We start from the raw sequence: 17,043 nt of genomic DNA, 5'->3' as shown, positions 1-17,043 counted from the left end.
AGAAAGAGGTTTCGCTATGCAGATCAATGCTATTGGTACGTACTCCGCCACCCAACCGCTGAAATCGATGGCTATCTCCCGCCGCGACCCGGGCCCCCACGATGTGCAGATCGCCATCGATTACTGCGGCGTCTGCCACTCCGACCTTCATCAGGCGCGATCTGAATGGGCCGGTACGCTCTATCCTTGCGTGCCGGGGCATGAAATCGTCGGCCAGGTGACCGCCATCGGCAATCAGGTCTCGGGGTTCAACGTTGGCGACCTGGTCGGCGTCGGCTGTATGGTCGACAGCTGTAAACAGTGTGAAGAGTGCGAAGCAGGACTGGAAAACTACTGCGACCATATGATTCTCACCTACAACGGCCCCACGGCAGACGCGCCCGGACACACCCTCGGCGGCTATTCGCAGCAGATTGTGGTACACGAGCGCTACGTGCTGCATATTCGCCATCCGAAGGAACAACTCGCCGCCGTGGCGCCGCTGCTCTGCGCGGGGATTACCACCTACTCTCCGCTGCGTCACTGGAACGTCGGGCCGGGGAAAAAAGTCGGCATTGTGGGTATTGGCGGGTTGGGACATATGGGAATTAAGTTGGCCCACGCCATGGGCGCCCACGTGGTGGCCTTTACCACCTCAGAATCGAAGCGGGAAGCGGCAAAAGCGCTGGGCGCGGATGAGGTGGTTGTCTCACGCAACGAGGATGAAATGGCCGCCCACGTGAAAAGCTTCGATTTCATCCTCAACACCGTAGCGGCGCCGCACAATCTCGATGCCTTCACCACGTTACTCAAACGCGATGGCACTCTGACCCTGGTCGGCGCGCCGGCCAGCCCGCATCCTTCGCCGGAAGTGTTTAATCTGATATTTCGCCGTCGTGCGATTGCGGGCTCGATGATAGGCGGGATCCCGGAAACTCAGGAGATGCTCGATTTCTGCGCCGAACACAGCATCGTCGCCGATATTGAGCTGATTCGCGCCGATCAGATCAACGAAGCCTGGGAGCGTATGGTCAAAGGCGATGTCAAATATCGCTTCGTGATCGACAGCGCGACGCTCGCCGGTTAAGTCCCGCGGCGGAAGGTGCGCCGCCACTCCGCCGGGCTGACGCCAAAGCGGGATTTAAACTGCTGGCGCCAGGTCACGGCGGAGCGGAATCCAACGCTTTCCGCCACCTGCTCGACGGGCATATTCCCCGTTTCGAGCAGGAGCTGACTGCGCCGCAGACGTTCAATGGTCAGCCAGTCGGCAATGCTCATGCCGGTGGCCCTGGTGAAGTGACGAGTCAGCGTGCGCCGGCTCATTGCTACCACCTGCGCCAGCGAGTCGAGGTTGTGCGGTTCGGCGATATGCTGCTGGAGATACTCCAGCAGGCCGTTAATCCGCGCGTCGCGGGTATTTTTCGGTACCGGCTGGGCGATAAACTGCGCCTGGCCCCCTTCACGATGGGGCGGCACGATCATACGTCGGGCGATCTGATTCGCCGCGAGGCTGCCGAAACGCTGGCGAATGATATACAGGCAGCAGTCGAGCGCCGCCGCGGTGCCCGCTGAAGTGATGATCCGCTGGTCATCGACGTACAGCGCATTGATATCCAGCCGCACCTCGGGAAACTGCCGCTGAAACGCCTGCTCAAACTCCCAGTGGGTCGCCGCCCGTTTGCCATCCAGCAGCCCGGCATAGCCGAGAACAAAGGCGCCGAGGCATAGCCCGACGATTTCAGCGCCGTTCTCCCTTGCCCGCACCAGGCTATCCAGCAACGACTGGGGCGGACGCTGATGCACCGCTCCCCAGTAAGGCACCACCACGATATCAGCCTGCTCAAGGGCGGTGAAATCCGCGCTGGCGTTGAGCGCAAAGCCGTCGGGCGCGGTCAACAATCCCGGCCGTTCGGCGCAAATCTGCAGCTTAAAACGTTTCGTTTCCGAGACGCTATCGCCAAACAACATGCAGGGAACCGAGTAGTGAAAAGGGCTGAACCCGTCCACGGCAACAATTGCGACATCGGTTAATTTCATCATCCTCTCCGTTCCCCGCGGCGGGCTTAAAAGATCATACTTTCCCCATCCTGCGGGATGCTGACAGAATCGGCAATCTGATTGTCCGCCACGTATTCGCGCAGCTCCTCGCGGCTCAGCAGGCAGTGATTGACCGCTTCAAGATGGATAGCGACAATTTTCGCCTCTGGCAGGGTAAAATGGGCTTTCAGCACATCTTCTTTGCCCATGATAATCGGCCCGAATCCAATCACGTGCGCGTAGCCGGCATTCAGCACCACCACATCGGGACGCAGCCGTAGCATATCGGCCTCAATTTCAGGGCGCCAGATGGTATCGCCCACCAGCCACAGCGTCTTCTCCTGCGGATGGCGAAACACCACGCCGCAGGCTTCGCCCAGGCGCTCCGCCATAGCCGGCACGGCATAGGTGCGGTCGCTGCCATGCTGCCCGGAAGTAGTTTTCTGTAAGCGGATGCCGGCAAACTCACTCTCTTCCGACAGCAGGCGGACATCCTGAAATCCCTGTCCACGCAGCAGTCCGGCATCACCGTCATGCTGGACAAAAACCGGCAGCGTCTTCGGGATCGCGGCGATCGCCGCCTCATCCCAATGATCATCATGCGTATGGGTGACGATCGCCGCATCGACATCAATAATAGTTTCAAGGGAAAAAGGCAGCCCGACCAACGGGTTACGCAGCTCTGCGCGGGCGGTGCCCGGGAATCCCGGCCAGGCGCCACGATCCGCCAGCATCGGGTCAATCAGGAACTTTTTTCCTGCATATTCAATAATCTGAGTTGAGTTACGGATATGGGTCATTTTCATGATGTTCACTCCTCTTCGCGGTTATCTGGCGAACATCGTACGTCCCACCAGCCTGGCGCAATATGGGCATTTGGGCAATGATCGATGAGATTGGGCCAACTTTCTGCAGTTGCTATCCGCCTCTGGCTATGATGTCCTGAACGCTCGTTTTCTGAGGAAGTGGCTACGATGAAAAAGAGACTGACCGTCGCCGATATGCACGACGCCGAAGTGATTGCGCACACTCCGTGGTTCAGCATGCGTAAGGTGGCCATCGACGTCACCGACGCCGAGCGCCGCGATTTTTACTCTGTCCATTATCCGCGCCCGGCGGTAGGGATTGTCGCCATGCAGCAGGACAAAGTACTGCTGATCCGCCACTATCGGTATCTGATCGATAAGGTGGTATGGGCTATTCCGTCCGGCGGTATTGATGAAGGGGAAGAGCCGCGCGCGGCGGCCCTGCGCGAGCTACGGGAAGAGACCGGCTATCAGGCGAAACAGGCCGAAGAAATTATCCGCTACAACCCCTCCTATGGCAGCAGCGACCAGCTGTTTATCACCTGGCTTGCCCGCGATCTGACGTATGTCGGAATGGATGAGGATCAGGATGAGGTGATGGAAACAGGCTGGTTTACCTTCGCCGAAATTAGCCAGCTGATCGCCCGCGGCGAGATGCCTGACGGGCTGTCGCTGGTGCCGCTGCTGCATCTGATGGCGCAGCAGCATCACGGTTTAGCGTAACGGCCTGAGCATCCGCCAGCGAAACCACAGCTGGGCCACCAGGATTAACATACCGCCAATAATCTTTTGCAACGGCAGCTGTTCGCCGTACCACAGCGCGGCGGCAATAACCGTCAACAGCGGCTCCAGCACCATGATAATCGCCGCGCTTGCCACCGCCGCGTACTTCTGCCCCTTCATTTGCAGGCCGAAGCGCAGACTGGTGGCGATAACAATACTGGCCAGCAGCCAGCCGAAAGTGGGTAGCGTAAACGGCTGGTCCCAGGTTTCGACGGCGGCGGAGATCCCCAGCCCGACGAGCCCGGTAATCGCCAGCTGCACGGTGGTCAGCGGGATCAGGGGCACATCGCGGGCGCAGCGGCTGGTGTAGCAAAACCAGATCGACTGCACCAGCGCGGTCAGCAGAAACCAGCCCTGGCTGGGGTGGAAGGCAATCGGCATATGCAGACTCAGCAGCCCGAGGCCGACGATCGCGACCGGCAGGCACTCCCAGTATGCCCGGGCCGGGCGTGTTTTCATCATCACCCATGCGGTGAGCGGCACAAACAGCATCGACAGGCTCATGATGAACGCCCCCTCGCCCAGCGAGGCGGTGGTCGAGACCGAGTAGATCCACAGACACAGGTTCAGCGCAAACCACAGCCCGCCGATCGTCATCTGCCGCCAGTGTCGCCTCTCCACGTGGAAGCCGCGACAAAACGGCAGCAGCAGCAGCGCCGCAAAAAAGAAACGCAGCCCAAGGAAGGCGAAAACCGGCATCCCCGCGATGGCTTCGCGAGAAAATATCCACCCACATGCGGCGATAACCGTAGCGGCTACCAGCAGTAAATCCGCCTGACGCTGCCGGACCATATTCACCTCTCCTTGTGTTGACGATTACCAGCCGGGAACCGCACCACCGTTAAAGATAGTCTCTGCCGCCCTGGCGACTTCCGGCGACTGATAGGACTGCATAAATTCCTTCACGTTTTCCGCGTCTTTATTCTCTTCGCGGGCCACGATGATATTCACGTACGGCGAGTTTTTATCTTCAATAAAAATCCCGTCATGCACCGGCGAGAGACCGGTTTGCTGAAGATAGGTGGTGCTGATAATCGCCACATCCACTTTCGGGTCGTCCAGCACGCGCGGCAGCTGCGCCCCTTCCAGCTCCATAATGTTCAGGTGACGCGGGTTGGCGGTGATATCGACCGCCGTAGGCAGCAGGCCAGTCCCCGCCTTCAGGGTAATCAGCTGCTCTTTTTGCAACAGCAGCAACGCGCGCCCCAGGTTGGTGGGATCGTTCGGAATGGCGATAGTCGCCCCGTCTTGCAGATCGGCCACCGATTTTATTTTGCGTGAATAGCCCGCCATCGGGAACACGAAGGTGTTGCCGACCGCCACCAGATGGTAGCCGTGCGCTTTGTTATCCTGCTCCAGGAACGGCCGGTGCTGGAAGACGTTAGCATCCAGATCGCCGGCGTTCGTCGCTTCGTTAGGCAGAAGCGAACCGCTGAAGCCCACCAGCTCGACATCCAGGCCATATTTCTCTTTGGCGACCTTTTTAGCCACTTCCGCGACATCCTGTTCCGCGCCGTTGATGACGCCGACTTTAATGTGTTTCGCATCGCTACCTTGCTGGTCGCAGCCTGCCAGCAGCAGACCAGCCAGCACCACGGCGGCGGCTGTCCGTAAACGCAATTTCATCATTTTTACCCTGTCAGTCCATAGAAGTCGTTATTATTTTTCGTCCAAAACTATAACGACTTTATGGTCAGGTTTTAAACTGCAAAAACAGCAACCGGAAATAAAATCATCTACCGGTGGTTGGCTTCATGCGCCAGCAGCACAGGCGTCGCCTGTTGCTGTTGTTGTGCGAAATCCATCAGTCCTCCGGTTCGCTGGTGATACGGCGGATTCTGGCCCGCGCGTGCCGGGCGTCACAATCGAAAACCGGACGACTATTTTTTGTTTACGCCTCTGGCGGCACCGGCCGCCACGAGGATCATCGGCGACAAGCCGCTTACCGACGCCGCCACTCGCCGGGCGTCACGCCATACAGTTTTTTAAACGCCTTCGAGAACGAGGCCTGCGACTGGAACCCACAGCGCCCGGCAATCACATCAAGGTTGGTCTGCCGCTCCACGCGCAGCAGACGCGCAGCCATTGCCATCCGCAGCTGTGAAAGCCAGGCCTGCGGCGTAAGGTGATACGCGCGGGCAAAATGCCGGGCGAAGGTGGCGCGCGACAAAAAAGCGCGGGCGGCCATACTCTCCAGCGTCCAGGGCTGCTCCGGCGTTTCCAGCACCGCGAAAACAGCGGGCATCAGTCGTTCATCGCTCATCAGTCGCAGTAGCCCTGCCGGCGGCGCTTCGCTACCCAGTAGCGTGCGCAGCAGCAAAACCAGCAGCGTGTCGCCGAGGCTACGCACGATAGCCCCGCCGCCGGGGCGCGCCATCAGGCTCTCCCGTACCAGCACGTTAAGCAGCAGCTCCAGTTCCGGGCACTCCGCCCGCTCGTCGGTGTGCAGATGAATCAAGTCCGCCGGTTCTGCAAACAACCAGCTGACGTGCGGGCCGAAGTAAAATTCGCCGCACAGCATCTCCAGCGCATCCTGGTCGGTACCGGTTCGGACCTCGGTCAGGGTCCCGTTAAAGCGGTGGGCGACAGGCAGGATCTGCCCCCACTCCACCAGGCTTTCCATCAGGTGCGGCGAGCCGTGCGGGAGCAAGATGACATCGCCCGCCCGCATCTGCCGGGTCTGTTTGCCGACCGTCAGTCGCCCCTCGCCACGCAACACAAAATGCCAGGGTACCACGCCGCTGCGCATCTGCTCATGCCCGGCCTGCCAGCGACCGCCAAACCGGCAGTGCAGATTCACTTCGCAGCGCGGCGCCAGCAGCGCCAACAGATGACTGAGACTGTCCATGCCACTCCTGAGACGATAAGACTAAAAAATGAGACGAAGAGCCTCAGTCTAGCACGCCGCATATCCCTAAGATGTCGCCATTGCCACATCACACCCTCACAGACACAGGAGCACACCATGAGCCGTTTAGCTGATATTCGTGAACAAGACGTCACCGGTAAAGCCGCAGAAATTTTCGGGGCGATCAAAAAAGCGATGGGTAAAGTGCCCAATGCCTATTTGACCATCGGCGGTCATTCACCGGCAGCATTGCAGCAAGCGCTGGCGCATAACGCGATGTTGAGTAAAAGCAGCCTGAATGCCAAAGAGCTGGAAGCGATTAACCTCGCCGTGAGCGAAGCCACCGGCTGTGATTACTGCCTGGCGGCGCATACGTTAATGGCCAAAAAAGCGGGTTACAGCGGCGAGCAAATCCATGCCCTGCGCCGCGGCGAGTTTGCTGAAGATGCCCGTCTCGACGCGCTGGTCAAGTTTGTCCAGACCCTGGTGCGCACTCGCGGCACGCTCCCGGAAGCCGACGTCAGCGCACTGCGTAACACCGGCTTCGGCGACCAGCAGGTGATTGAGATTATCAGCGCGGTGAGCGCCATTCTGTTCACCAATATGGTGAACCGGGTGAATGATACGGTCGTCGACTTCCCGAAAGCCGATTAACCCGTAACATCGCCTGTTTATAGCCCCAGCTCGCTCAGTCCCGGATGGTCATCGGGGCGGCGCCCCTGGGGCCAATGGAACAGGCGATCCTGCGCTTCAATTGGCAGATCGTTAATGCAGGCGTAGCGGGTATGCATCAGGCCATGCTCATCAAACTCCCAGTTTTCATTGGCATATGAGCGGAACCAGCTGCCGCTGTCGTCACACCATTCATAGGCGAAACGCACCGCAATACGGTTATCGTTCCATGCCCACAGCTCCTTAATCAGCCGGTACTGCTGCTCCTTTTGCCATTTTCGCGTCAGGAAGCCGATGATTTCCGCGCGTCCATGGACAAACTCACTGCGATTGCGCCACTGGCTGTCGGCCGTATAGGCCAGCGCCACTTTTTGTGGGTCGCGGCTGTTCCAGCCATCTTCGGCGGCGCGAACTTTTTGCAGCGCGCTTTCCCGTGTAAACGGCGGTAGCGGCGGGCGAACTTCGGTCATGGTCACTCTCCTTTTAGCGTTAACTGTTGTTGTAGCTGTAGGTTTTCCTGCTCCAGCGCCTGGATACGCTGCTGCAGCGTCTGGCTATACTCCGCCACCTGCCGGGCGCTGTAGCGCGGCGTAATGTGCTGCGGACAGTTCCAGTCAAACGCCTGCAGATGAAAGCGAAACAGGCGTTCCACCCTGGCGCGGTAATTGTCCGGCGTGACCCGAGCCAGCAGCCCCGGATCATCGTCCTTCGCCAGCACCTCGACGGTGGCATAGATTTTCAGCCTGGCGCGGCGCGGGTAATCCATCAAAAACAGGCAGGCACGGTCGCTGCCGCGCAGGTTGCCGGTGGTGATGTACTGCCGGTTACCGCCAAAATCCGCCATCGCCAGCGTGGCGTCATCCAGCAGATGGAGAAAACCCGGCGGCCCGCCGCGATGCTGAATATAGGGCCAGCCGGTTTGCGATAGCGTTGCCAGATAAACACTGTCGCGGGTGGCGATCATCTCCTCTTCACTGGCGCCGAAACGTTCTCCCCTGCGCTGGCGATACGGCGACTGCCACAGACCATCGCTCCCCATTTCATGTTGAACGTCCATCACATCAGGCGTGATGGCAATATCGAGAAAGTCCCCCGGCATAGATCCTCCGAACGCGCGATTACTGCGCTCATCATGGACTCTGCCGCCATAAATGATAATACTGCGATACTGACAATCATCTTTCCGGAAAACGGGATAATTATGGATCGCTTGAGCGCCATGGCGCTGCTGGTAAAAGTCACTGAACTGGGCAGCATGTCGGCGGCAGCACGGGCGCTGAATATGCCGTTGACCACCGTCAGCCGCCATATTGCCGAGCTGGAGAGCACGCTCGGCGTGCGCCTGCTGCTCCGCACCACCCGCAAGCTGACGCTGACCGACGCCGGCATCGATTATGTCGCCGCCGCACGGCGGATTCTCGAAGAGGTTGACCTGGCCGAACGCCAGGCGGCGGGGGAATATCAGCAGCCGAAGGGCGAGCTGACGATCGCGGCACCGACGATGTTTGGCCGACAGCATGTTTTGCCAGTTGTCACCGCGTTTCTCGCACGTTACCCGCAAATTCGCGTCCGTTTACTGCTCAGCGATCGTAATGCCGATCTGCTCGACGAGCATATCGATCTCGCGGTGCGCATTGGTCCGCTGCCGGATAGCGGAATGGTTGCCACCCGCCTGGGCGAGATGCGTATCGTCACCTGCGCCCACCCGACGCTGCTGGAAAAACACGGACACCCGCAGCGCCCGCGTGAGCTGAGCACGCTGCCGGCCATTCGTATTGAATCACCGATGCCCTATCGCGGCTGGCGGTTTAAGGCGGCCATGGCGGAAGACCGGCACGTGGTGCTTCAGCCGGTGCTCTGCGTGACCACTCCGGAAAGCGCCGCCGATGCCGCGCGACTGGGGGCCGGCGTAGCGCGCCTGCTGCACTACCAGGCCATCGCTGGTCTGGCGTGCGGTGAACTGACGCTGATACTGGAGGCGATGGAACCGGAGCCTGCGCCGGTACACCTGCTGTATACCGCCCGCGGGCTGGCACCTCTTAAGTTGCGGAAATTTCTCGATTTCGCCACGCCGATGCTGCGCCAGGCGCTGACGCGCATCGCGGCAACCGGCTAGTTCGCCACCTTTTTCAGCGGCGCCTCTTTCAGCAGCCATGAGAGCAGAAAGGCCACCGCCATGATGCAGGCCGCCATCAGGAAGGCGGCATGAATCGCCGAGCCAAAGGCATCGAGATAATCAAGGCGGATCTCCGACGGCAGGTTATGCACCGCGGCCGGATTCAGCGCCCGCGGCAGCTCCGTCCCTGCCGGCAGCAGACGCTGCAGGTTGTTTTGCAGAACATGGGTGAACACCGCGCCGAACAGCGCGACTCCGATGGAACCGCCGATCGAACGGAACAGCGTCACGCCGGAGGTCGCCACGCCATACATCTGCGCCGGCATGGCGTTCTGTACCGCCAGCACCAGCACCTGCATCACCAGTCCCAGACCCATTCCCAGCACGGAGGTAAACAGATACAGCTGCCACATCGGCGAGTAAATGGTAATGCGCGTCAGCAGCACCATCCCTACCATCCCTGACAGCGTGCCAAGAATCGGGAACATGCGATACCGGCCGGTGCGGCTGATAATGCGCCCGCTAACGATCGACGTCAGCAACAGCCCGCCCATCAACGGAATGAGCTGCATCCCGGCTTCGGTCGGCGTCGCCGCCTTCACCACCTGCAGATAGAGCGGCAGGAAGGTGACCGAACCAAACAACGACATCCCGATGACAAAGCCAATCAGGCTGCACAGCAGAAAGCTGCGATTGCGAAAGAGGGAGAGCGGGATAATCGGCTCCGCGGCGATCCGTTCTTCATAAATAAATCCGATAACCCCCACCACGCCGAAGGCGAGTATGCACCAGAGCTGCGGGTCGTTCCACGCACGCACGCTGCCGCCTTCAGAGGTGAAGAGAATGATACACAGCAGCGCCATACTCAGGTAAATCGCGCCCAGCCAGTCGACCTGGTGCTGGCTGCGTTTATTGCTGCTGTGGAAAACCGCGCCGATCACCAGCAGCGCAAACAGCCCCAGCGGCAGGTTGATATAGAAAATCCAGCGCCATGAGGCGTGCTGCACCAGGAAGCCGCCGATGAGCGGCCCGATCACCGTCGCCAGGCCGAATACCCCGCCGAACAGCCCCTGATAGCGGCCGCGGTTGGCCGGGGGGATCACATCGGCCACCGCCGCCATACTGATCACCATCAGACCGCCGCCGCCCAGCCCTTGTAACCCGCGCATCAGCACCAGCTGAGTCATATTCTGCGCGACGCCGCACAGCGCGGAACCGACCAGGAACAGCACGATTGCCACCTGGAGCACAATCTTGCGACCGAAGAGATCGCCAAATTTACCGTACAGCGGTACGACAATCGTCGAGCTGAGAATATAGGCGGTGACCACCCAGGAGAGCTTATCCAGCCCGCCGAGCTCACCAACAATCGTGGGTAGCGCCGTCGACACAATGGTCTGATCCAGGGCCGACAACAGCATAACCAGCATCAGCGCGCTAAACAGCAGACGGATCGACGGTGCCGGTTGGGTCGCGACTTGAGATGTCATCACATCACTCGCTTGAAATTAATTAAATGTATAATTAATATTTAGGGAAATGATGAATCCCGTCAAGAGAGGATGAAGAAATGGCCGCACAAAAAGACAATGATGTCCCTCGTCGTCCGGGCCGCCCGCGGGGTAAAAAGCCCGGCACGGCCAGTCGCGAGCAGCTTATGGATATTGCGCTGATGCTGTTTGCCCGCCAGGGGATCGCCCATACTTCGCTCAATGCGATTGCGAAAGAAGCAGGCGTGACGCCGGCGATGCTGCACTACTATTTCAGCTCGCGGGAAGCGTTAGTGGACCAGTTGCTGGAAGAGCGCTTCATGCCTTTGCGCAGTGAGATAGGCCAGATTTTTATCGACCATCCGCAAGATCCGGTGACCGCTTTCACCTTGCTGATCGAGGCGCTGGGGACGCTGGCGGAGAAGCACACCTGGTTTGCGCCGCTGTGGATGCAGGAGGTGATTGGCGAAATGCCGATACTGCGCCAGCATATGCACGCGCGCTTTGGCGAAGATAAATATCACCGGATGCTGACAACGGTGAAGCGCTGGCAGGAAGAGGGCAAACTCAACCCGGCCCTGTCGCCGGAGCTGCTGTTCACCACCCTGATTAGCCTGGTTCTGGTGCCATTCTCCCGCCTGCGTAGCGACACACGCTTAACCTCCGTCACCCGACAGACCATTGTCAGCCACGCGCTGACGCTGATCCGCCGGGGAATTGCTGGTTAAGCCACGCGCTGTCGGCTGCCCGCCGGGGCTACAGCGCTTTTGACAGGTAGTGGCGCGCCATCCCGACGTGCGGAAAATCAGGGAGCGACATCTGCAGCTGATAGCCCTGCTTTTGATAAAACGGCAGGGCCTGGAAGCTGAAGGTATCGACCAGAACATGGCGACAGCCCTCCTCGCGCGCCTGCTTTTCCGCCGCGCGCATCAGTTCTCCGCCCAGCCCGCTGCCGCGCGAAGCTTCGCTGACCCACAAATACTTAATACAGAGCCAGTTGGCCTTTCTGTTGGCAATCAAACCGCCCAGCATGACCCCGGCATCATCACGGAGGTACACGCCCAGGTCAGCAAACTGCGTCGCATCCAGATAGCGCAGGTTGTATTCACGTAATCCTGCCAGCAACTCTTCCTGATCCGCGGGGTTAATACTTTTAGTTATAATCAATGCCATCTGTATTCTCCTTAATTCAATATTATGAAGATATCTCTGCGCTTACTTTCACAAAAAATACTTATTTTCTCCATTATTTCCTGTCTAAATTTTCCGTGCTTATTTTTAATTAAAAAAACCTTTCCATCATCCGCTGGAAACGTATAATGAAGGAAAAATGAGAATGATCATTCTCACTTTATGACACCACGGAGAAAACCATGAGCAACGCACTGGCCGCCCGGCAAAAGATCCGGCAGGATGAAATCATCGCTGCCGCACGTCACTGCTTTCGTCGTCATGGTTTTCACGGAGCCAGCATGGCCCAGGTCGCCAGCGAAGCGAAGCTGAGCGTCGGGCAAATCTACCGCTACTTCGCCAATAAAGACGCCATCATCGCGGAAATGATCCGCCGCATCATCGATTATCGTATTGCCGAGATGGACGGAAAAACGCAGACCGACCAAATTCCGCGGCTGCTCGCCTGGCGACAGACCCTGGATGAAGATGATGACGCGCTGATGCTGGAAATGGCCGCCGAAGCGACCCGCAACCCGCAAATCGCCGCCATGATGGTGGAAGCCGACAAGCGCATGTTTGCCAACGCCTGTGCGCATATACGCAAAGCGCATCCGCATCTGAGCGACGAACGCATCCGCTGCTGCGTTGAGATCACCGCGGTGATGATGGAAGGGACGATTTACCGGCGTCTTGTTCCACAGACGGTGGCACCAGAAGTCCTCGAGAAACTTTATCGGGAAATAACCGCTATGTTGCTAATGGATAAATAATTAACTGCAATTAATAAACAGGGAATTTTAAATTCCCTTTTTGTCGTTTCCGTTTATCGGAAATGCGTCATCAGCTGGCCTGAACCCTGCTATTTAATTAGCAGGGAGGACGTCGTTCATCCTGAGAAAAATATAATGAAATATACCATGCTCCCCATCGCAGCGGCCTTATTCATCCTGAGCGGATGCGATAATGCCCAAACATCAGCCCCGCCACAGGTGACGCCGGAAGTGGGCGTTGTCACGCTGAAAAGCCAGCCCGTGTCGGTGATCAGCGAACTGACCGGTCGTACCACGGCTTCACTCAGCGCCGAAGTGCGCCCGCAGGTGGGCGGCATCATTCAAAAACGCCTGTTCACCGAGGGCGATATGGTGAAAGCCGGCCAGGCGCTGTATCAAATCGACCCGTCCAGCTATCGCGCGGCCTATAACGAAGCCGCCGCCGCCCTGAAGCAGGCGCAATCTCTGGTGGTATCCGACTGTCAGAAAGCTCAGCGCTACGCGGCGCTGGTCAAAGACAACGGCGTATCTCGTCAGGATGCAGACGATGCGCTGTCGACCTGTAATCAGGACAAAGCCAGCGTGGAGTCGAAAAAGGCGGCGCTGGAGAGCGCGCGTATTAACCTGAACTGGACCACCGTTACCGCGCCAATTGCCGGACGTATCGGGATCTCTTCCGTCACCCCCGGCGCACTGGTTTCCGCCGACCAGGATACCGCCCTGGCGACGATCCGCGGGCTGGACACCATGTATGTCGATCTCACTCGCTCCAGCGTCGATCTGCTGCGCCTGCGCAAACAAGCGCTGGCGACCAACGACAATACGCTTAGCGTGTCCCTGACCCTGGAAGATGGCAGCACCTACAGCGAAAAAGGGCATCTGGCGTTGACCGAAGTGGCGGTGGACGAATCCACCGGCTCGGTCACGCTACGCGCAGTCTTCCCGAACCCGCAGCATGTCTTGTTACCGGGAATGTTCGTGCGCGCCCACGTCGATGAAGGGGTGATGGACGACGCGATCCTGGCGCCGCAGCAGGGCATCACCCGTGATGCCAAAGGCAATGCCACCGCGCTCGTCGTCGATGGCAACAGCAAAGTAGAACAACGGGAAGTCGAAACCGGTGACGCATACGGCGACAAATGGCTGGTAGTGAACGGCCTGAAAAGCGGCGATAAGCTGATCGTTGAAGGCACCAGCAAAGTCGCTGCGGGTCAGCAGGTCAAAGCCGTCGAAGTCAACAATGACGGAGGCAACGCCTGATGTTTTCCCGCTTCTTTGTGCGCCGCCCGGTTTTCGCCTGGGTTATCGCCATTCTGATCATGCTCGCCGGGGTGCTCGCCATCCAGACGCTGCCGGTGGCGCAATATCCTGACGTCGCCCCTCCGGCGGTAAAAATCTCGGCCACCTATACCGGGGCCTCTGCGGAAACCCTGGAAAACAGCGTCACTCAGGTCATTGAACAACAGCTGACCGGGCTGGATAACCTGCTCTATTTCACCTCCACCAGCAGCTCTGACGGCTCGGTAGATATTACCGTCACCTTCGAGCAGGGGACCGACCCGGATACCGCCCAGGTGCAGGTACAGAACAAGGTCCAGCAGGCGGAATCGCGTCTGCCGAGCGAGGTGCAACAGTCCGGCGTCACGGTAGTGAAATCGCAAAGTAACTTCCTGCTGATCCTCGCGGTGTACGATAAAAATAACAAAGCCACCAGCTCCGATATCTCCGACTGGCTGGTCAGTAACATGCAGGACCCGCTGGCGCGCGTTGAGGGCGTCGGCAGCCTGCGCGTTTTCGGCGCAGAATACGCGATGCGTATCTGGATGGATCCAACGAAACTGGCCTCCTACGCGCTGATGCCTTCCGATGTACAAACGGCGATTGAAGCGCAGAACGTGCAAATTTCCGCGGGTAAAATCGGCGCGCTGCCATCATCCAGCGCGCAGCAGCTAACCGCCACCGTCCGCGCCCAGTCGCGGCTGCAAACGGTCGATCAGTTCAAAAATATTATCGTCAAGAGCAAGTCAGACGGCTCGGTGGTGCGGCTGGGCGACGTCGCTCGTGTTGAGATGGGCAGCGAAGATTACACCGCCACGTCAAACCTCAACGGCCACCCGGCCGCCGGTATCGCGGTGATGATGGCCCCGGGTGCCAACGCGCTGGATACCGCCACGCGCGTGAAAAGTAAAATTGCTGAATATCAGCGTCAGATGCCGCAGGGCTACGATATCGCCTATCCGAAAGACAGCACCGAGTTCATTAAAATCTCGGTTGAAGATGTTATTCAAACGCTGTTTGAAGCCATCATTCTGGTGGTTTGTGTGATGTACCTGTTCCTGCAAAATTTCCGCGCCACGCTGATTCCGGCGGTGGCGGTGCCGGTGGTACTGCTGGGGACCTTTGGCGTGCTGGCCCTGTTCGGCTACTCCATCAACACCCTGACCCTGTTTGCGATGGTACTGGCCATCGGCCTGCTGGTGGATGATGCCATCGTGGTGGTGGAAAACGTCGAGCGTATTATGCGCGACGAGGGCCTGCCCGCCCGCGAAGCCACCGAAAAATCGATGGGAGAAATCTCCGGGGCGCTGATCGCGATTGCGCTGGTGCTGTCGGCAGTCTTCTTACCGATGGCCTTCTTTGGCGGCTCGACCGGCGTGATTTATCGCCAGTTCTCGGTGACGATTATCTCGGCGATGATGCTGTCGGTGGTGGTGGCTCTCACCTTAACGCCGGCGCTGTGCGGCGCGCTGCTCTCCCACTCTAAACCGCATACCACAGGATTCTTCGGGGCGTTTAACCGCCTGTGGGGCCGTACCGAACAGGGCTACCAGCATCGCGTGCTCGGCGGGCTACGCCGTTCTGCCATGATGATGGGCGCCTTTGTGCTGATTTGCGGCGCCATGGCGCTGGCGATGTGGAAGCTGCCGGGGAGCTTCCTGCCGGTAGAGGATCAGGGCGAAATCATGGTCCAGTACACCCTCCCGGCTGGCGCCACCGCCGTGCGTACCGCCGAAGTACGTCGCCAGGTGACCGACTGGTTCCTCAGCAAAGAAAAAGCCAATACCAACGTTATTTTCACCGTCGATGGCTTTAACTTCAGCGGCAGCGGACAAAACGCCGGGATGGCCTTCGTGTCGCTGAAAAACTGGTCTGAACGTAAAGGCGCCGAGAACACCGCCCAGGCGATTGCCCTGCGCGCCACCCAGGATCTAAGCAGCATTCGCGACGCCTCGCTGTTTGCCATGACCCCACCGTCGGTGGACGGCCTGGGGCAGAGCAACGGCTTTACCTTTGAGCTGATGGCCAGCGGCGGTACCGATCGCGATAGCCTGATGAAAATGCGCAGCCAGCTGCTGGCTGCCGCCAGTCAAAGTCCGGAACTCCAGTCGGTCCGCGCCAACGACCTGCCGCAAATGCCGCAGCTGCAGGTCGATATCGACAATGACAAAGCCGTTTCCCTGGGACTGTCGCTGAGCGATGTCACCGACACGCTCTCCAGCGCCTGGGGCGGCACCTACGTGAACGACTTTATCGATCGCGGACGCGTGAAGAAGGTTTACATTCAGGGAGAAAGCGACGCCCGCGCCGTACCGTCCGATCTCGGTAAATGGTTCGTACGCAGCAGCAATGACAGCATGACGCCGTTCTCCGCCTTTGCCACCACCCATTGGCAATATGGCCCGGAAAGCCTGGTGCGCTACAACGGCTCCGCCGCCTTCGAAATCCAGGGTGAAAATGCCTCCGGCTTCAGCTCCGGCGTGGCTATGGAAAAAATGGAAGCGCTGGCCAACAGCCTGCCGGCAGGCACCACCTGGGCGTGGAGCGGCATGTCGCTTCAGGAAAAGCTGGCCAGCGGGCAGGCCATGAGCCTGTATGCCATCTCGATTCTGGTGGTGTTCCTGTGTCTCGCCGCGCTGTATGAAAGCTGGTCGGTCCCCTTCTCGGTGATCATGGTGATCCCGCTGGGCCTGCTCGGCGCCGCGCTGGCGGCGTGGATGCGCGATCTGAGCAACGATGTCTACTTCCAGGTCGCACTATTGACCACCATCGGCCTGTCGTCGAAGAACGCCATCCTGATCGTTGAATTTGCCGAAGCGGCGGTGGATGAGGGCTACTCGCTGTCACGTGCCGCACTGCGCGCTGCGCAAACCCGTCTGCGCCCCATCGTGATGACCTCGCTGGCGTTTGTCGCCGGGGTCCTGCCGCTGGCGGTAGCGACCGGCGCCGGCGCCAACAGCCGTGTGGCGATCGGGACCGGTATTATCGGCGGCACCCTGACCGCCACGCTGCTGGCGGTGTTCTTCGTTCCCCTATTCTTTGTGCTGGTGAAGCGTCTGTTCACCCGCCAACGCCCTACTCAGGAGTAAGT

17 protein-coding genes are annotated in these 17,043 nt (G+C 59.1%); 8 read left to right on the top strand and 9 right to left on the bottom strand.

Annotated elements, in window-relative coordinates:
* Positions 1-16 precede the first annotated feature (16 nt).
* Positions 17-1,066, top strand: coding sequence for an NAD(P)-dependent alcohol dehydrogenase (locus tag OQV00_RS00425; protein ID WP_004869018.1), 1,050 nt, complete (start codon positions 17-19; stop codon positions 1,064-1,066).
* Here the strand turns inward: OQV00_RS00425 and OQV00_RS00420 are convergent.
* Complete coding sequence (locus tag OQV00_RS00420; protein WP_004869020.1) at positions 1,063-2,016, bottom strand: GlxA family transcriptional regulator; 954 nt, start codon at positions 2,014-2,016, stop codon at positions 1,063-1,065. The two genes, OQV00_RS00425 and OQV00_RS00420, sit on opposite strands and share 4 nt — an antisense overlap.
* Before the next feature lie 26 nt (positions 2,017-2,042).
* Positions 2,043-2,822, bottom strand: a complete 780-nt coding sequence (locus OQV00_RS00415; protein ID WP_004869022.1) for an MBL fold metallo-hydrolase — start codon at positions 2,820-2,822, stop codon at positions 2,043-2,045.
* 168 nt (positions 2,823-2,990) lie between these two features.
* Between OQV00_RS00415 and OQV00_RS00410 the strand changes: the two genes are divergently transcribed.
* Complete coding sequence (locus OQV00_RS00410; RefSeq protein ID WP_004869023.1) at positions 2,991-3,545, top strand: NUDIX domain-containing protein; 555 nt, start codon at positions 2,991-2,993, stop codon at positions 3,543-3,545.
* Here OQV00_RS00410 and OQV00_RS00405 read toward each other — a convergent pair.
* From OQV00_RS00405 to OQV00_RS00395, 3 genes are all read right to left on the bottom strand, one after another.
* Entirely contained in the window at positions 3,537-4,397 is an 861-nt protein-coding gene (locus tag OQV00_RS00405) for a DMT family transporter (protein WP_004869025.1), read from the bottom strand. The genes OQV00_RS00410 and OQV00_RS00405 overlap by 9 nt on opposite strands.
* A gap of 24 nt (positions 4,398-4,421) precedes the next feature.
* Positions 4,422-5,231 (bottom strand): lipoprotein NlpA, encoded by an 810-nt coding sequence (gene nlpA, locus OQV00_RS00400; RefSeq protein ID WP_015585503.1) that lies wholly within the window; start codon positions 5,229-5,231, stop codon positions 4,422-4,424.
* A 316-nt stretch (positions 5,232-5,547) separates the two neighbouring features.
* On the bottom strand, positions 5,548-6,453 hold the full coding sequence (locus OQV00_RS00395; protein WP_064359687.1) for an AraC family transcriptional regulator: 906 nt from the start codon (positions 6,451-6,453) through the stop codon (positions 5,548-5,550).
* A 117-nt stretch (positions 6,454-6,570) separates the two neighbouring features.
* On the opposite strand from OQV00_RS00395, the gene OQV00_RS00390 reads away from it, so the two are divergent.
* Positions 6,571-7,107 carry a carboxymuconolactone decarboxylase family protein gene (locus OQV00_RS00390; RefSeq protein ID WP_004869032.1) on the top strand — a complete coding sequence of 179 codons (537 nt, stop codon included), beginning with the start codon at positions 6,571-6,573 and terminating at the stop codon, positions 7,105-7,107.
* A gap of 17 nt (positions 7,108-7,124) precedes the next feature.
* Here the strand turns inward: OQV00_RS00390 and OQV00_RS00385 are convergent, their stop codons facing one another.
* Positions 7,125-7,595, bottom strand: coding sequence for a nuclear transport factor 2 family protein (locus OQV00_RS00385; RefSeq protein WP_266279662.1), 471 nt, complete (start codon positions 7,593-7,595; stop codon positions 7,125-7,127).
* Between the two features lie 2 nt (positions 7,596-7,597).
* Complete coding sequence (locus tag OQV00_RS00380) at positions 7,598-8,224, bottom strand: pyridoxamine 5'-phosphate oxidase family protein (RefSeq protein ID WP_004869035.1); 627 nt, start codon at positions 8,222-8,224, stop codon at positions 7,598-7,600.
* Between the two features lie 102 nt (positions 8,225-8,326).
* On the opposite strand from OQV00_RS00380, the gene OQV00_RS00375 reads away from it, so the two are divergent.
* Positions 8,327-9,241: a LysR family transcriptional regulator gene (locus OQV00_RS00375; protein ID WP_004869036.1), complete on the top strand. Its 915-nt coding sequence runs from the start codon at positions 8,327-8,329 to the stop codon at positions 9,239-9,241.
* Here OQV00_RS00375 and OQV00_RS00370 read toward each other — a convergent pair.
* The gene (locus OQV00_RS00370; protein ID WP_004869040.1) at positions 9,238-10,731 is read right to left on the bottom strand and encodes an MDR family MFS transporter; all 1,494 of its coding nucleotides are present in this window, start codon (positions 10,729-10,731) and stop codon (positions 9,238-9,240) included. The two genes, OQV00_RS00375 and OQV00_RS00370, sit on opposite strands and share 4 nt — an antisense overlap.
* Before the next feature lie 80 nt (positions 10,732-10,811).
* Here OQV00_RS00370 and OQV00_RS00365 point away from each other — a divergent pair, with 80 nt between their 5' ends.
* On the top strand, positions 10,812-11,459 hold the full coding sequence (locus OQV00_RS00365; RefSeq protein ID WP_004869043.1) for a TetR/AcrR family transcriptional regulator: 648 nt from the start codon (positions 10,812-10,814) through the stop codon (positions 11,457-11,459).
* Positions 11,460-11,487: 28 nt separating this feature from the next.
* Here the strand turns inward: OQV00_RS00365 and OQV00_RS00360 are convergent, their stop codons facing one another.
* Entirely contained in the window at positions 11,488-11,904 is a 417-nt protein-coding gene (locus tag OQV00_RS00360; protein ID WP_004869045.1) for a GNAT family N-acetyltransferase, read from the bottom strand.
* 200 nt (positions 11,905-12,104) lie between these two features.
* Here OQV00_RS00360 and OQV00_RS00355 point away from each other — a divergent pair, with 200 nt between their 5' ends.
* From OQV00_RS00355 to OQV00_RS00345, 3 genes are all read left to right on the top strand, one after another.
* Positions 12,105-12,674 (top strand): TetR/AcrR family transcriptional regulator, encoded by a 570-nt coding sequence (locus tag OQV00_RS00355; RefSeq protein ID WP_004869046.1) that lies wholly within the window; start codon positions 12,105-12,107, stop codon positions 12,672-12,674.
* A 135-nt stretch (positions 12,675-12,809) separates the two neighbouring features.
* A complete protein-coding gene (locus OQV00_RS00350; protein ID WP_004869049.1) occupies positions 12,810-13,934 on the top strand; it encodes an efflux RND transporter periplasmic adaptor subunit in 1,125 nt (374 codons plus the stop codon).
* On the top strand, positions 13,934-17,041 hold the full coding sequence (locus tag OQV00_RS00345) for an efflux RND transporter permease subunit (protein WP_004869050.1): 3,108 nt from the start codon (positions 13,934-13,936) through the stop codon (positions 17,039-17,041). The genes OQV00_RS00350 and OQV00_RS00345 overlap by 1 nt, the downstream gene beginning before the upstream one ends.
* Positions 17,042-17,043: the final 2 nt, after the last annotated feature.

Origin of the sequence: Klebsiella sp. DY2415 (genome assembly GCF_026314315.1) — a bacterium.
Taxonomy (GTDB): domain Bacteria; phylum Pseudomonadota; class Gammaproteobacteria; order Enterobacterales; family Enterobacteriaceae; genus Klebsiella; species Klebsiella ornithinolytica.
The sequence above is the reverse complement of the archived record's forward strand: the minus strand, read 5'-3'. Positions and strand labels throughout refer to the sequence as shown.

Coding starts and splice junctions, on each gene's coding strand:
- OQV00_RS00420 (WP_004869020.1), bottom strand. CDS start 2,016: ATGAAATTAACCGATGTCGCAATTGTTGCCGTGGACGGGTTCAGCCCT.
- nlpA (WP_015585503.1), bottom strand. CDS start 5,231: ATGAAATTGCGTTTACGGACAGCCGCCGCCGTGGTGCTGGCTGGTCTG.
- OQV00_RS00395 (WP_064359687.1), bottom strand. CDS start 6,453: ATGGACAGTCTCAGTCATCTGTTGGCGCTGCTGGCGCCGCGCTGCGAA.
- OQV00_RS00350 (WP_004869049.1), top strand. CDS start 12,810: ATGAAATATACCATGCTCCCCATCGCAGCGGCCTTATTCATCCTGAGC.
- OQV00_RS00425 (WP_004869018.1), top strand. CDS start 17: ATGCAGATCAATGCTATTGGTACGTACTCCGCCACCCAACCGCTGAAA.
- OQV00_RS00390 (WP_004869032.1), top strand. CDS start 6,571: ATGAGCCGTTTAGCTGATATTCGTGAACAAGACGTCACCGGTAAAGCC.
- OQV00_RS00405 (WP_004869025.1), bottom strand. CDS start 4,397: ATGGTCCGGCAGCGTCAGGCGGATTTACTGCTGGTAGCCGCTACGGTT.
- OQV00_RS00385 (WP_266279662.1), bottom strand. CDS start 7,595: ATGACCGAAGTTCGCCCGCCGCTACCGCCGTTTACACGGGAAAGCGCG.
- OQV00_RS00415 (WP_004869022.1), bottom strand. CDS start 2,822: ATGAAAATGACCCATATCCGTAACTCAACTCAGATTATTGAATATGCA.
- OQV00_RS00355 (WP_004869046.1), top strand. CDS start 12,105: ATGAGCAACGCACTGGCCGCCCGGCAAAAGATCCGGCAGGATGAAATC.
- OQV00_RS00375 (WP_004869036.1), top strand. CDS start 8,327: ATGGATCGCTTGAGCGCCATGGCGCTGCTGGTAAAAGTCACTGAACTG.
- OQV00_RS00370 (WP_004869040.1), bottom strand. CDS start 10,731: ATGACATCTCAAGTCGCGACCCAACCGGCACCGTCGATCCGTCTGCTG.
- OQV00_RS00365 (WP_004869043.1), top strand. CDS start 10,812: ATGGCCGCACAAAAAGACAATGATGTCCCTCGTCGTCCGGGCCGCCCG.
- OQV00_RS00360 (WP_004869045.1), bottom strand. CDS start 11,904: ATGGCATTGATTATAACTAAAAGTATTAACCCCGCGGATCAGGAAGAG.
- OQV00_RS00380 (WP_004869035.1), bottom strand. CDS start 8,224: ATGCCGGGGGACTTTCTCGATATTGCCATCACGCCTGATGTGATGGAC.
- OQV00_RS00345 (WP_004869050.1), top strand. CDS start 13,934: ATGTTTTCCCGCTTCTTTGTGCGCCGCCCGGTTTTCGCCTGGGTTATC.
- OQV00_RS00410 (WP_004869023.1), top strand. CDS start 2,991: ATGAAAAAGAGACTGACCGTCGCCGATATGCACGACGCCGAAGTGATT.